Raw genomic sequence first — 12,828 nt, 5'->3', positions numbered from 1 at the left:
GGCGAGGGGAGGAACGCATGGAATTCTTGAACGATGTTCTCGTAAAGCCCTTCGCGGACATGGCCGCGGCGCCGGATTTCCTGCTTCAGGTTTTGTGGGAGGGACTTGTCGGCGGGGTGCTCTACGCGCTGATCGCGCTTGGCTTCGTGCTGATCTACAAATCCTCGCGCATCTTCAACTTCGCGCAGGGCATTATGGTGGTGTTCGCCGCGCTTACGCTGGTGGGTCTCTATGAAAAGGGTGTGCCGGCCCTGCTTGCGCTGCCGCTCACGCTGGCCGTGATGCTGGTTCTTGCCATGACCATCGAGCGTGTGGTGCTGCGACCGCTGGTTAACCAGCCCGACATCATCCTGTTCATGGCCACCATCGGCATCACCCTGTTCCTGATCGGCTTCGGCGAACTGATCTTCGGCGGCGAGAACAAGGTGATGATCACCGAGCAGCTTTTCATCCCCACCGGCAGCATCGTGTTCGAACCCTTTGGCGGCTTCGTCTCCATCGAGGAAAAGGATCTCACTGCGGTCATCGGAGCCATGGTGCTCGTGGCGGCTCTTCTGGTCTTCCTCAACAAGTCCAAGATCGGCCGTGCCATCCGCGCGCTTGGCGACGACCATCAGGCGGCCCTTTCGGTCGGCATTTCGCTTTCCACCATTTGGGTGATCGTCTGGTTCATTGCTGGTGTCATCGCGCTTGCCACGGGCATTGTCTGGGGTGCGCGGGCCGGCGTGTCCTTTGCGCTGGAGGTGATCGCCTTCAAGGCGCTGCCGGTGCTGATGCTCGGCGGTCTGGAAAGCGTCATGGGCGCGATCATCGGCGGGCTGGCCATCGGCATTCTGGAAAAGCTCTTCGAGATTTATTGGGGTCAGCCGCTGCTTGGCGGCAACACCGAAGCCTGGTTCGCCTATATGCTGGCGCTGCTCGTGCTTCTCTTCCGCCCGCAGGGGCTGTTTGGCGAAAAAATCATCGAGCGGGTGTAATCCATGTTTTATCGCACAGCAGGCCAGTTCAAGACCAGCTACCAAGCCGATCACGCGCTGTTTCCGGTGCGGCAGGATGCCATCCTGCTTGGCGTCATACTGGTCTTCGCCTTCATCGTTTTCCCGCTCACGGCAAGCGAGTTCACGTTTCGCGCGCTCTTGATCCCGGTGCTCATCTATTCGCTGGCAGCACTCGGCCTCAACATCCTCACCGGCTATGCGGGGCAATTGTCGCTCGGCACCGGCGCGTTCATGGGCGTGGGGGCCTATGCCTGCTACAAGCTCGTGTCCATCTTTCCGGAGATGAACATTGTGGTGGCCATTGCGATGTCCGGCTTTTTCTCGGCCGCCACCGGCGTGCTGTTCGGCCTGCCATCGCTGCGCATCAAGGGGTTCTATCTCGCCATTGCCACGCTGGCAGCGCAGTTCTTTCTTGTCTGGTTGTTCCAGAAATGGGCATGGCTCTACAATTACAACGCCTCCGGCGCGATCCAGGTGCCCAACATTGATATGTTCGGCATCACTGTGGCGGGGCCACGCGCGACCGCCATGACCCAATATTACTTCGTGCTTTGCGTCGTCTGCGTCATCACCGTCTTTGCATCAACATCACGCGCGGTCGCATCGGGCGCATGTGGAAGGCCGTGCGCGACATGGACATCGCCGCCGAGCTTGTGGGCATCAACCTGATGCGCACCAAGCTCATGGCCTTCTTCGTGTCCTCCTATGTGGTGGGCATTGCCGGTGCGCTGTTCGTGTTCATGTGGCGCGGTGCGGCGGAAGCGAACCTGTTCGACATTCCGCTCTCGTTCCGCGTCCTGTTCATCGCCATCATCGGCGGTCTTGGCTCGATCCTCGGAAACTTTCTGGGCGCGATCCTCATCGTCGCGCTGCCCGTCATCATCGGCAGCGTGCCGCAGGCTTTCGGCATCCCGGTCGATTCCGCCATGGTCGAGCATCTGAACATCATGATTATCGGCGCGCTCATCATCGCTTTCCTCATCATCGAGCCGCACGGTCTGGCGCGGTTCTGGGCGATGATCCGTGAAAAGTTCATTCTGTGGCCTTTCCCGCACTAGGCGGGCAAGGTGCGTGAGACGGGGAGTGTTCGCCCCTTCCTTTCGGAGAACGGAACAAGTGGAGGAGACAGTATGAAGAGAATGCTCAAAACTGCGATCCTGTCGTCGGCGCTCATGATGGGCGTTGGCCTCACCGGGCCTGCCATCGCGCAGGACGAAAGCGTCTACATTCCGAACCTGGCCTATCGGACCGGTCCCTTCGCGGCCACCGGCACGCCACTGATGAACGGTCAGCGCGACTACATCACCCTGCTCAACGAGCGGGATGGCGGGTTGAACGGGGTCAAACTCGAATATGACGAGTGCGAGACCGGCTACAACACCGAGAAGGGCGTGGAGTGCTATGAAAAGACCAAGGCGCGGGCCGTGGTCACGCAGCCCTGGTCCACCGGCATCACGCTACAGGTGCTGCCGAAATCGAATGTCGACAAGATACCGATCCTGGCGCCCGGCTACGGCTTCTCGCCCATGGCTGATGGCAAAGTGTTCCAGTGGGCCTACAACCCGCCGTCTTCCTATTGGGATGGCGCGTCGATGATCCTGAAGAACATTTCGGATGGCAATCTCGACAGTCTGAAAGACAAGAAGATCGCCTTCCTGCATCTCGATCATCCGTTCGGCAAGGAGCCGCTTCCCCTGCTTGAAGTGCTGGCCGAGAAACACGGCTTCGAACTTGTTCCGATCCCGGTCGGACTGACCGAGATGCAGAACCAGTCCGCACAGTGGCTGCAGATCCGTCGTGAACGCCCGGACTTCGTCATCATGTGGGGTTGGGGCGCGATGAACGCCGGCGCCATCACCGAAGCTGCGAAAACCAAATATCCGATGGATCAGTTCATCGGCGTGTGGTGGTCGGGTCATGACGGCGACCTGAAGCTGGTCGGCGAGCAGGGCAAGGGCTACCGTTCAATCTCCTGGAGCGTGCCGAATTCCGAGGCCCCGCTCATGGCCGACATCAAGAAATACGTGGTCGATGCCGGCAAGTCGCAGATCAACCAGGCCGAAGGCGAGTTCGATTCCGTGTTCTACCAGCGCGGTCTCATGATCTCGGTCATTCTGGTGGAAGGCATCAAGCGGCTCAGGAAGAGTTCGATGTGCGGGCGCCAAGCCCCGAGCAGCTTCGCTGGGGGCTGGAGAACATCAATCTGGATGAAGCCCGCCTGAAAGAGCTTGGCGCGGAAGGCATGCTCGTGCCCTTCAGCACTTCCTGCTCGAACCACACGGGCCATGGCGGCGGCTGGATGCTGCAGTGGGACGGTGCGAAATTCGTCAAGGCTTCGGACCTCTTGACACCGGACCGGGCGGAAATCGAGCCGCTCGAAGCGGATAAAGCCAAGGAATATGCCGAGGCCAATGCACCCTGGCCTGTCAATGAAGAGTGCAGCATGTAGGCACGCTCTGGTGCCGCTCCCTGTCGCGCGCAGCGGGGAGCGGCGTTTTCTTGAAACCGGGATAGCGAAGCATGACGACGACAGCACCTGCAGCCTCGGCTGAGACCGCGGAACAGATCCTCGAAGTCAACAATATCGAGGTGATCTACGATCACGTCATACTGGTGCTGAAAGGGGTTTCCCTTTCCGTCCCGCGCGGTGGCATCACCGCCTTGCTCGGAGCAAATGGAGCGGGCAAGACCACGACACTCAAAGCCATTTCCAACCTTCTGCATGCCGAGCGGGGCGAAGTGACCAAGGGGTCGATCCTGTTCGGCGGCGACGAAGTGCAGAACCTCTCGCCCAACGATCTGGTGCGCCGCGGCTGCATTCAGGTCATGGAGGGGCGGCACTGTTTCGGCCATCTCTCGGTCGAGGATAATTTGCTGACAGGCGCTTTCACCCGGCGTGACGGGCAGGCGGCGATCCGCGAGGACCTCGATCTGGTCTACACCTATTTCCCCCGCCTGAAAGAACGGCGCAACTCGCAGGCCGGCTACACGTCTGGTGGCGAACAGCAGATGACGGCGATTGGCCGGGCCCTGATGTCGCGCCCGAAGATGATCCTGCTTGACGAACCCTCAATGGGGCTTGCGCCGCAACTGGTCGAGGAGATTTTCGAGATCGTCAAACAGCTCAACGAGGAGCAGGGCGTTTCCTTCCTGCTGGCCGAGCAAAACACCAATGTGGCCCTGCGCTACGCAAAATACGGCTACATTCTGGAATCGGGTCGCGTGGTACTGGATGGCGAGGCGAAGGCGCTGCGCGAGAACGAAGACGTGAAGGAATTCTACCTTGGCGTGGGCGGCGAGGGGCGGCGCTCCTTCCGCAATGTGAAACACTACAAAAGACGCAAGCGCTGGCTTTCCTGATTCACGACCGCACCGCGAAAAGCCGGACTGCTGCGCGCGCTTGTCAGCACAGCGGCTGAATCCTCTTCATTCCGTACCGTTTTCGTGAAATCGGTTCTCTCAAGGCGCTTCAAAGCGCATCGGATTGTTCATGCGGCAATCCTCCATTGCCCTTCAGTCATCTTTTCGCTATCTCCCAAGACCAATTCTATTCCCATGGGGTTTTGAGATGGCAGAGAATTTGCCGGCCGGACCGGCCGAAACGGGCGCAGAAATGGACTACGCCGAGCACGAGAAGACCTACGATCTTTTCCTGGCCGTCATCAAATATTCGAGCCTGGTGGTCGTCGCCATTCTGGTGGCGATGGCGTTTGGTTTCTTCACCTCCGCTGGTTTCTTCTCCAGCACCGTTCTCTTCATTCTGATCTCGGTGGTCGGCGCCTGGTTGCTGCGCTAAAGCGCGCTGCTTGCCGTGACATGCGGGGTCGTTGCCACGGCCCCGTGATTGGGGGGACGGTCCAACCGAAAGGATATGACGGTGGGACAAAGCATATTTGTGCCTAAAGAAATTGACGTAACGGAAGGTCGCGTTGCGGTCTCTCCGGAAACGGTCAAGCGATTTGTAGGTCTGGGTTTCGATGTTGTCGTCGAAAAAAACGCAGGTGAGCAGTCGCGTATTGTCGATGCTGAATTTGAGAAGGCCGGCGCAAAGATCGGCAAGGCTTCAGATGCCGGCAAGGCTGATGTTGTCCTGAAGTTGCGGCGCCCGACACCGGCCGAAGCCAAAACCTACAAAAAAGGCGCGCTGGTTCTTGCCAGTATGGACCCCTACGGCAATGAGGGCGATGTGGCGGCCATGGCTGCTGCAGGCGTCACCGCCTTTGCCATGGAGTTCATGCCGCGCATCACGCGCGCGCAGTCCATGGACGTCCTGTCCTCGCAGGCCAACCTTGCCGGTTACCGTGCGGTGATCGACGCAGCCGCCGAGTATGATCGTGCGCTACCGATGATGATGACCGCTGCCGGCACCGTGCCGGCTGCCAAGGTGTTCGTCATGGGCGCTGGCGTTGCCGGCCTTCAGGCCATCGCCACCGCGCGCCGTCTGGGTGCTGTCGTCACCGCCACCGACGTTCGTGCGGCTGCCGGCGAGCAGGTCCAGTCGCTCGGCGCGAAATTCATCATGACCGAGGCATTGAAAGATGCTTCCGGCGATGGCGGTTATGCCCGCGAGCTGACGGATGAGGAGAAGAAGGCCCAGGCCGAACTCGTCGCCGAGCACATCGCCAAGCAGGACATCGTCGTCACCACGGCGCTCATTCCGGGCCGCCCGGCCCCGCGCTTGTCAGTGCGGACATGGTCAAGTCCATGAAGCCTGGCTCCATCATCGTCGATCTGGCGGTGGAGCGTGGTGGCAATGTGGAAGGCGCGAAGGCAGGTGAGGTTGTTACAACGGCCAATGGCGTGAAGATCGTCGGCCATCTCAACGTGCCCGGTCGTGTCGCCGCATCCGCTTCGCTGCTTTACGCCAAAAACCTTTACACCTTCCTTGAGACCATGGTCGACAAGGAGAAGAAGGTGCTCGCCGTAGACATGGAAGACGAGCTGGTGAAGGCCACCATGCTTACCCATGACGGCAAGGTGGTGCATCCCAATTTCGTCGACACCGCAAAGCCCGCTGCCAAGGCCGCCGCGCCGAAAAAGGCGCCAGCCCGCAAGGCACCCGCGCGCAAGCCCGCAGCCAAGGCTTCAGGGGGCGCGGCGACCAAGAAAACGGCGGCTCGGAAAACGGCAGAAAAACCGGCTGGCGCATCCAGCGCTGCTGATAAGCCTGCCGCAACCAAATCGGGGGGAGAATCCTGATGGAACCAACCGCACTCGAAAAGGCGCTCGACCAGCTCGACAGCGCCGCGGCGAGCGTTCGTGCCGCCATTGAAGGCATGCAGGCGGCCGAAGTCGCCGATGCCGCCGGCGCGCTTGCGCATGGCGCATCCGGCGGGGCGATCGACCCGTTCGTCTTCCGCTTCGCAATCTTCGTGCTGGCGATTTTCGTCGGCTATTACGTGGTCTGGTCGGTGACGCCGGCGCTGCACACGCCGCTCATGTCGGTCACCAACGCGATCTCCTCGGTGATCGTGGTCGGTGCGCTGCTGGCCGTGGGCATCTCCGCTTCGGGGCTTGCCACGGGCTTCGGCTTCATCGCGCTCATCCTGCGTCGGTGAACATCTTTGGCGGCTTTCTTGTGACGAGCCGCATGCTTGCCATGTACAAGAAGAAGGACAAGTGACGTGAGCGCCAATCTTGCATCCTTCCTCTATCTCGTTTCCGGCATTCTCTTCATCCTTGCGCTGAGGGGCCTGTCGCATCCCACCACCAGTCGTCAGGGCAATGTCTACGGCATGGTCGGCATGGCCATCGCCATTGGCACCACGCTGCTCTACGCAACGCCCTCCTTTGGCGGTTTCGTGCTCATCGTCGTCGGTCTCGCCATCGGCGGCGGGATCGGCGCGGTGATTGCCAAGCGCATCGCCATGACCGCAATGCCGCAGCTCGTGGCCGCCTTCCACTCGCTTGTCGGCCTTGCCGCCGTCATGGTGGCCGCAGCCGCGCTCTATGCGCCGGAGAGCTTCGGCATCGGCGAACTGGGTGCGATCCACGCGCAGGCGCTGGTCGAGATGTCGCTGGGCGTCGCCATTGGCGCGATCACCTTCACCGGCTCCATCATCGCTTTCCTGAAGCTGGATGGCCGCATGTCCGGCAAGCCGATCATGCTGCCTATGCGGCATGTGGTGAATGCGGGCCTGGCCATTGCGCTGGTCGTTATGATCGTGTTGCTCGTCACCACGCAGAGCACGACCATTTTTTGGCTGATCGTTGCCGCCTCCCTGGTGCTCGGTGTACTCATCATCATTCCGATCGGTGGCGCGGACATGCCAGTCGTCGTGTCGATGCTCAACTCCTATTCGGGCTGGGCCGCAGCAGGCATCGGCTTCACGCTCGGCAATCTCGCACTCATCATCACCGGCGCGCTGGTTGGCTCTTCCGGTGCGATCCTGTCCTACATCATGTGTAAGGGCATGAACCGGTCCTTCATCTCGGTCATTCTCGGCGGCTTCGGTGGCGAGACGGCGGCTGCCGCCGACGACGATATGGATCGTACGGTCAAGCAGGGCTCCGCCGATGACGCCGCCTATCTGATGGCGAATGCGCAGAAAGTCATCATCGTGCCCGGTTACGGCATGGCCGTCGCCCAGGCGCAGCATGCGCTGCGCGAGCTGGCCGACAAGCTGAAGGAAGCCGGTGTCGAGGTGAAATACGCCATTCACCCGGTCGCGGGCCGCATGCCCGGTCACATGAACGTGCTGCTCGCCGAGGCTCAGGTGCCTTATGACGAAGTGTTCGAGCTCGAAGACATCAACTCCGAGTTCGCGCAGGCCGACGTTGCCTATGTCATCGGCGCCAACGACGTGACCAACCCGGCAGCGCGCGACGACAAGTCCTCGCCGATCTACGGTATGCCGATCCTCGACGTGGACAAGGCGCGCACCTGTCTCTTCGTCAAACGCTCGCTCGGCTCCGGTTATGCCGGTATCGACAACACGCTGTTCTACAAGGATGGCACGATGATGCTTCTGGGTGACGCCAAGAAAATGACGGAAGACATCGTCAAGGCGATGGATCACTAAAGCAATCACACGGAAAAGCCCGGCACGAAGCCGGGCTTTTTTGTTGCCGGGTGGGGCAGGGAAAATTCACTCGGCAGCGGCAGTCGAGCGAAGCTGGAACTCGCTCACACCCAGCGCGACATTGATGCCGGTCTTTCCTTCCACGCTCAGGGGCTGAAGCATGAGGCTTTCGCTGTCCTGCGTTACAAGGATGTTGGCACCTGCGCCAAGACCGGCTGCCACTTCTGCGCTCACGCCCGCATAGTCGCCCTCAAGCGCGCCCGGCGCGTAGGCATCGGCCGTGGGGGCCATGACCAGCCACTGCATCTGCGTGGCGTCCTTGACGCCGACATCGAGGCCGAACTTGTTCACCACACCGACATAGGTTTCGGGCGGACGGTTCTCATCGGCGGGCTCGAAGGTACAGGCCAGTTCCTGGGAGGAGGCGATCACCACGCCCGCGCCGCCTTCGATCACGCAGTCGAGAACACCGACCTCCACGCGCTGCTGTGAAAGTGCCGGGGTGGCGGCTGCAGCCGTCAGGACGGAAGCGAGAATGATTGCTTTTTTCATCACTGGAACTCCTTTTGTGGTCCGGGCTCAAAACACGCCACTGCAGAGAAGGTTCCAGATTAATTTGCGTGATTTTTCGTGAAGACAACCAAAAGCCCCGAAGCAAAACTCCGGGGCTAAGGCATTGACTATATTTGGGAATTAGATCCGTGTCCGGGCCAGGCCGTCGCGTGCCGGCATGTATTCGGGGTCCAGCTGAAGTGCTCGGGCATAGGATTTGGCAGCCTTCGCCTTGTCGCCGCGTTTCTCGTATACGAGCGCCTGGTTCGCCCAGCTTTCGGCCAGATCGTCGTCAAGCCGAATGGCGGTATTGAAGTCGGAGAATGCGTTCTCGTCATCCCCCTGCGCCAGGTAGGAGAGGCCCCGGCCGTTGTAGCCATAGGGCGCGTCTGGTGCGAGCGAGATCGCCTTCGCGAAATCCTCGATCGCAAACTGGTGCTGGCCACTTGCCTGATAAAGAAGACCGCGGCGGTAATAGGCGCGCGGATCCGTGGTGTCGAGCTGGATGGCGCGTTCCAGATCTGCAAGCGCATCCGTGGAGCGGCCCGACAGGCGGTAGATCTCTGCGCGCCCGATATAGGCCGTGTCGTAGTTTGGATCGAGCGAGATCGCCTGATTGTAATCCGCAAGCGCCTGCTGGTTGTTGCCCGTGTAGCGATGGATCAGTGCACGGTTGGCATAGGTGTTCGGCGAGCGCGGGTTGAGCGAGATCGCCTTGTCGAAATCCTTCAGAGCATCCTGATAGCGCCCCGCACGACCGTAAGCTGCGCCGCGCATGTTATACGCTTCCGGCTCATTGGGGGTACGCTGGATGACCGCGCTCAACGAATTGATGTTTTCTGCAGAGCCCTGAGCGGTGTCGATGCGGCTCAGATCCGTCGCCGGGTTTGTGGCAGTCTGGCAGGCTGTCAGCGGCACAAGTGCAGCAAGGGCAAGACCGGCAAGCGCATTGCGCGAAAAGCGGGGGGAGGGCGTATCGAAAAAAGTCATGCCATTTAATGCCATAACCCGAGCACCAAACCAAGCCATTGCCGTACCCATGCAAAGAGTCATCGGATATGCGAAAACGCGGCACGACCAAAAGATCGTACCGCGTTCGTTATAGACAGAAATCGTCGAAAGATGGGCGCTATCAGCGTGCGCCCGGCCGGCCGCCGACCAGACCTTCGCGCTGAGCGCGCTTGCGCGCCAGCTTGCGTGCGCGGCGTACGGCTTCAGCCTTTTCGCGCGCGCGCTTTTCTGACGGCTTCTCATAGTGCCCACGCATCTTCATCTCGCGGAAGATGCCTTCGCGCTGCATTTTCTTCTTCAGCGCGCGAAGCGCCTGATCAACATTGTTGTCGCGGACGAGTACCTGCACGTGGGTTTCCTGTCAGAACGTTGGTCTTCTAATTTTCAAATGTGAATTCTGGTTTTCCTCCGCCCATGGGCCGAGGCTTCCGCAGCCATATTTTGCCGCGAATAGCGCTGGCTCATAGCAGAAGCCTCTATTTCTGTCGAGCTATTTCTTGTGAATTTTTCCTGCGCCCGCTTCACTAGGGGGTTCACGTTAACGTAGAGAAAAGGAAAGAACACTACACAAACGTGTTTTTCTATATTGGAGTATATCGACATGTCGGAAGGGGACGGGCGGGCCGGCACTGGGCTGGAGGCAAGTCTGATGAGACTTGGTTTCGGCACGGTCGCTTTCATATTGGTCGTTGGTTCGGCTGTCTATGGCGAACTCGTCCATGGATATGGCCTGCTGCGCAAGGGCGACCCTGATTTCACGCCCTTTGGCCGCGCCCGGATCGGCTTTTCCTTTCTGGCAGCGCTCTTGCTCTTTTTCGCCTTGAAGCCGGCAATGGGTGCCCTGGCCCTGGCGAGAGGGGATCGCGCGCAGGCGTTCTGGGCCATTGGTGCTGCCGGCGCATTCCTTCTGGCGGTTGCAGCCGCCGTTCATTTTGTTCCCACTGCGCTGAACGATTTTGTTCGCGAGATGCAGCCGCTGGGCATGGCCACCGAGGTTCTTCTCATTGCAGCGGTCGTCAGTTTCCTTGTCGCTGCCTGGCGCGCGCGCGGCATGCGCGGTGCGCGGCTGCTTGGCGTCTTCCCGCCGCAGCTGGTGCTGGCTGGCATGGCCGGCGTGGTGTTTCTCATTCTGATGGAAGAGATGTCCTGGGGGCAGCATTGGCTTGGCTGGGCCACGCCCGAGCTGTTCAGCAAAAACGTTCAGAACGAAACCAACATCCACAATTTCTACACCTACCAGTTCGAGGCCATCTACTACACGAGCGCGATCTTCTGCTTTGTGGTCCTGCCCTGGTGCTGGCCGCGCGGTGCGGGCGATCTCTTCGCTCAGGTGGAGCCTTATCTGCCGCCGCGAATCTTTGCGCTTTTCGGGCTGCCTGTGGCGTCGCTGATGTTCGAATCCTGGAACATCGTGCCCTACCAGGTCTGGTTCTTCCTGGGGCTTTTGATCTGTCTCGACATCGTTCGTCAGCTCAAATCCTTCGAGCTGCGCCTTGCCGCCATCTCCCTTGCGGCCATCTATGTGGTCTCCAAACTGGTGTTCATCATGCGCGGCGTCGACATGGTGGATGGGTATGAGCTTTCCGAGGTGCGCGAGCTCTATATCTCGCTTCTTTTCCTCGCCTATGGCTGGATGCTGGCGAAGCGATTTCGCCAGCATCGATAACCCCCGGTCAGACCTTGCTGATGGCAACGCCGCCATCGGCCAGCATGGCTGTGCCGGTTGTGAAGCTCGAGGCGTCCGAAGCGAGAAACAGTGCTGACTGGGCGATCTCTTCGGGACGTGCGATGCGTTTCAACGCATGCATGCCTTCGACAAAGGCGCGCTGTTCCTCGTTTTCGAACGTGGCCATTCTGGTGTCGGTCCCGCCGGGAAGAAGCGCATTCACGCGAATGGCTTCGTGCCCGAGATCCGATGCCAGCGATTTAACGAGGCCGACGAGCCCGGCCTTGCTCGCCGCATAGGCCGCCATACCGGGCATGCCTGCGGTCTCATGACCAACGAAGCTCGACGTGAAGATCAGCGAACCGCCGCCTCGGCGCCTCATGGCCGGTACCTGGTACCGGGCAGCCGAAAAGGCGGAGCTCAGATTGGTTTCGATCACATCGTTCCAGTCCGAGCGTTCGAGTGCCTCGATCTGCACCAGCGGGCCGACAGCGCCAGCATTGTTGAAAGCGATGTCGAGACCTCCAAAGCTGCTTTCGGCGACTGCGACCAGTTTCTGATTGTGAATATCCTCGCGCACATCGCCAGCAAGCGCGATGGCTTCGCCTCCATTCGCTTCGATCTCGCCGACAAGTGTGTCCAGTTCTGCCTGCCGTCGTGCTGTAACGACGACCCTGGCGCCGTGCTGGGCGAACAGCCTGGCTGCCGCCCGACCGATACCGGCACTTGCGCCGGTTACGATGGCGACTTTCTCTTTCAGCGATGTCATCTGGTATCCTTTCACTTCGCTCTGCCGGCGCTGCCGGGGTGATGCGAAGCTCTCAGCAATGCGGCGTGTCAGCACCCGAAACCAGACGGGAGGCCAGACGAAAGCAATGACGACGAGGCTTGGCGCAAAACGGCAATTGCCGTCGCAATCAGCGCAAACCATTGCGTGGGATTTCGCTACTGCTAGGCTGTGTCTGAAGGCGCCCGGCTGCGGCGCGCTGCCTGCATTGCGGAGAGGCCCATGCGCAAATATTCCGTCTTCGCCATCGCCCGCGAGGCCATGCGTGGCCACAGGGGCTGGCCGGAACAGTGGTCTTCGCCCGAACCGAAAAAGAGCTACGACGTCATCATCGTCGGTGCCGGGGGACATGGGTTGGGAACGGCCTATTATCTCGCAAAGGAGCACGGCATCACCAATGTCGCCGTGCTGGAAAAGGGCTGGCTCGGCGGCGGCAACACCGGCCGCAACACCACCATCATCCGCTCCAACTATCTCTATGACGAGAGCGCGGGTATCTACGATCATTCCGTGAAGCTCTGGGACGGGCTTTCGCAGGATTTGAACTACAACGTCATGTATTCGCCGCGCGGCGTGATGATGCTGGCGCACAATGTGCACGATGTGCAGGTGTTCAAACGTCATATCCATGCCAACCGGCTGAACGGCGTGGACAATGAGTGGCTGACGCCTGAGGAGGCGAAGGCCTTTTGCCCGCCGCTCAACATTTCGCCCGAGGCGCGTTATCCGGTCATGGGCGCGGCACTCCAGCGGCGGGGCGGCACGGCCCGTCACGATGCTGTTGCCTGGGGC

10 protein-coding genes and 4 pseudogenes are annotated in these 12,828 nt (G+C 60.3%); 10 read left to right on the top strand and 4 right to left on the bottom strand.

Annotation, left to right across the window (positions count from 1 at the left end; translation table 11 throughout):
• The first annotated feature begins 17 nt into the window (after positions 1-17).
• From JCM21793_RS11525 to JCM21793_RS11490, 8 genes and pseudogenes are all read left to right on the top strand, one after another.
• A complete protein-coding gene (locus JCM21793_RS11525; RefSeq protein WP_025030466.1) occupies positions 18-977 on the top strand; it encodes a branched-chain amino acid ABC transporter permease in 960 nt (319 codons plus the stop codon).
• A 3-nt stretch (positions 978-980) separates the two neighbouring features.
• Positions 981-2,056 (top strand): annotated as a pseudogene (locus JCM21793_RS25470) (branched-chain amino acid ABC transporter permease).
• Between the two features lie 72 nt (positions 2,057-2,128).
• Positions 2,129-3,447, top strand: a pseudogene (locus tag JCM21793_RS25465) (ABC transporter substrate-binding protein).
• 71 nt (positions 3,448-3,518) lie between these two features.
• Entirely contained in the window at positions 3,519-4,358 is an 840-nt protein-coding gene (locus tag JCM21793_RS11510) for an ABC transporter ATP-binding protein (RefSeq protein WP_025030465.1), read from the top strand.
• A gap of 208 nt (positions 4,359-4,566) precedes the next feature.
• Positions 4,567-4,794 (top strand): aa3-type cytochrome c oxidase subunit IV, encoded by a 228-nt coding sequence (locus JCM21793_RS11505; RefSeq protein ID WP_007008834.1) that lies wholly within the window; start codon positions 4,567-4,569, stop codon positions 4,792-4,794.
• An 81-nt stretch (positions 4,795-4,875) separates the two neighbouring features.
• Positions 4,876-6,197 (top strand): annotated as a pseudogene (locus JCM21793_RS25460) (Re/Si-specific NAD(P)(+) transhydrogenase subunit alpha).
• Positions 6,197-6,621: pseudogene (locus tag JCM21793_RS25455) on the top strand (proton-translocating transhydrogenase family protein). Before JCM21793_RS25460 ends, JCM21793_RS25455 begins: the two co-directional pseudogenes overlap by 1 nt.
• A gap of 1 nt (position 6,622) precedes the next feature.
• Positions 6,623-8,020 carry an NAD(P)(+) transhydrogenase (Re/Si-specific) subunit beta gene (locus JCM21793_RS11490; RefSeq protein ID WP_007008831.1) on the top strand — a complete coding sequence of 466 codons (1,398 nt, stop codon included), beginning with the start codon at positions 6,623-6,625 and terminating at the stop codon, positions 8,018-8,020.
• A gap of 66 nt (positions 8,021-8,086) precedes the next feature.
• On the opposite strand, the gene JCM21793_RS11485 is transcribed toward JCM21793_RS11490, so the two are convergent.
• From JCM21793_RS11485 to rpsU, 3 genes are all read right to left on the bottom strand, one after another.
• Complete coding sequence (locus tag JCM21793_RS11485; protein ID WP_007008830.1) at positions 8,087-8,572, bottom strand: DUF992 domain-containing protein; 486 nt, start codon at positions 8,570-8,572, stop codon at positions 8,087-8,089.
• A 141-nt stretch (positions 8,573-8,713) separates the two neighbouring features.
• On the bottom strand, positions 8,714-9,577 hold the full coding sequence (locus JCM21793_RS11480) for a tetratricopeptide repeat protein (protein ID WP_081487723.1): 864 nt from the start codon (positions 9,575-9,577) through the stop codon (positions 8,714-8,716).
• A gap of 127 nt (positions 9,578-9,704) precedes the next feature.
• Positions 9,705-9,932 (bottom strand): 30S ribosomal protein S21, encoded by a 228-nt coding sequence (rpsU, locus tag JCM21793_RS11475; protein WP_007008828.1) that lies wholly within the window; start codon positions 9,930-9,932, stop codon positions 9,705-9,707.
• A 300-nt stretch (positions 9,933-10,232) separates the two neighbouring features.
• Here rpsU and JCM21793_RS11470 point away from each other — a divergent pair, with 300 nt between their 5' ends.
• On the top strand, positions 10,233-11,249 hold the full coding sequence (locus JCM21793_RS11470; RefSeq protein WP_244439732.1) for a hypothetical protein: 1,017 nt from the start codon (positions 10,233-10,235) through the stop codon (positions 11,247-11,249).
• Positions 11,250-11,256: 7 nt separating this feature from the next.
• Here the strand turns inward: JCM21793_RS11470 and JCM21793_RS11465 are convergent, their stop codons facing one another.
• Positions 11,257-12,018, bottom strand: a complete 762-nt coding sequence (locus JCM21793_RS11465) for an SDR family oxidoreductase (RefSeq protein WP_025030463.1) — start codon at positions 12,016-12,018, stop codon at positions 11,257-11,259.
• A gap of 240 nt (positions 12,019-12,258) precedes the next feature.
• Here JCM21793_RS11465 and JCM21793_RS11460 point away from each other — a divergent pair.
• A partial coding sequence (locus tag JCM21793_RS11460; protein ID WP_025030481.1) for an FAD-dependent oxidoreductase occupies positions 12,259-12,828 on the top strand: 570 nt, incomplete at its 3' end.

The sequence above is a fragment of the Nitratireductor aquibiodomus NL21 = JCM 21793 genome, assembly GCF_000615975.1.
GTDB lineage: Bacteria > Pseudomonadota > Alphaproteobacteria > Rhizobiales > Rhizobiaceae > Nitratireductor > Nitratireductor aquibiodomus.
This window is presented reverse-complemented; position numbering and strand designations above follow the sequence as displayed.

Coding starts and splice junctions, on each gene's coding strand:
- JCM21793_RS11465 (WP_025030463.1), bottom strand. CDS start 12,018: ATGACATCGCTGAAAGAGAAAGTCGCCATCGTAACCGGCGCAAGTGCC.
- JCM21793_RS11485 (WP_007008830.1), bottom strand. CDS start 8,572: ATGAAAAAAGCAATCATTCTCGCTTCCGTCCTGACGGCTGCAGCCGCC.
- JCM21793_RS11480 (WP_081487723.1), bottom strand. CDS start 9,577: ATGGCATTAAATGGCATGACTTTTTTCGATACGCCCTCCCCCCGCTTT.
- JCM21793_RS11470 (WP_244439732.1), top strand. CDS start 10,233: ATGAGACTTGGTTTCGGCACGGTCGCTTTCATATTGGTCGTTGGTTCG.
- JCM21793_RS11525 (WP_025030466.1), top strand. CDS start 18: ATGGAATTCTTGAACGATGTTCTCGTAAAGCCCTTCGCGGACATGGCC.
- JCM21793_RS11510 (WP_025030465.1), top strand. CDS start 3,519: ATGACGACGACAGCACCTGCAGCCTCGGCTGAGACCGCGGAACAGATC.
- JCM21793_RS11505 (WP_007008834.1), top strand. CDS start 4,567: ATGGCAGAGAATTTGCCGGCCGGACCGGCCGAAACGGGCGCAGAAATG.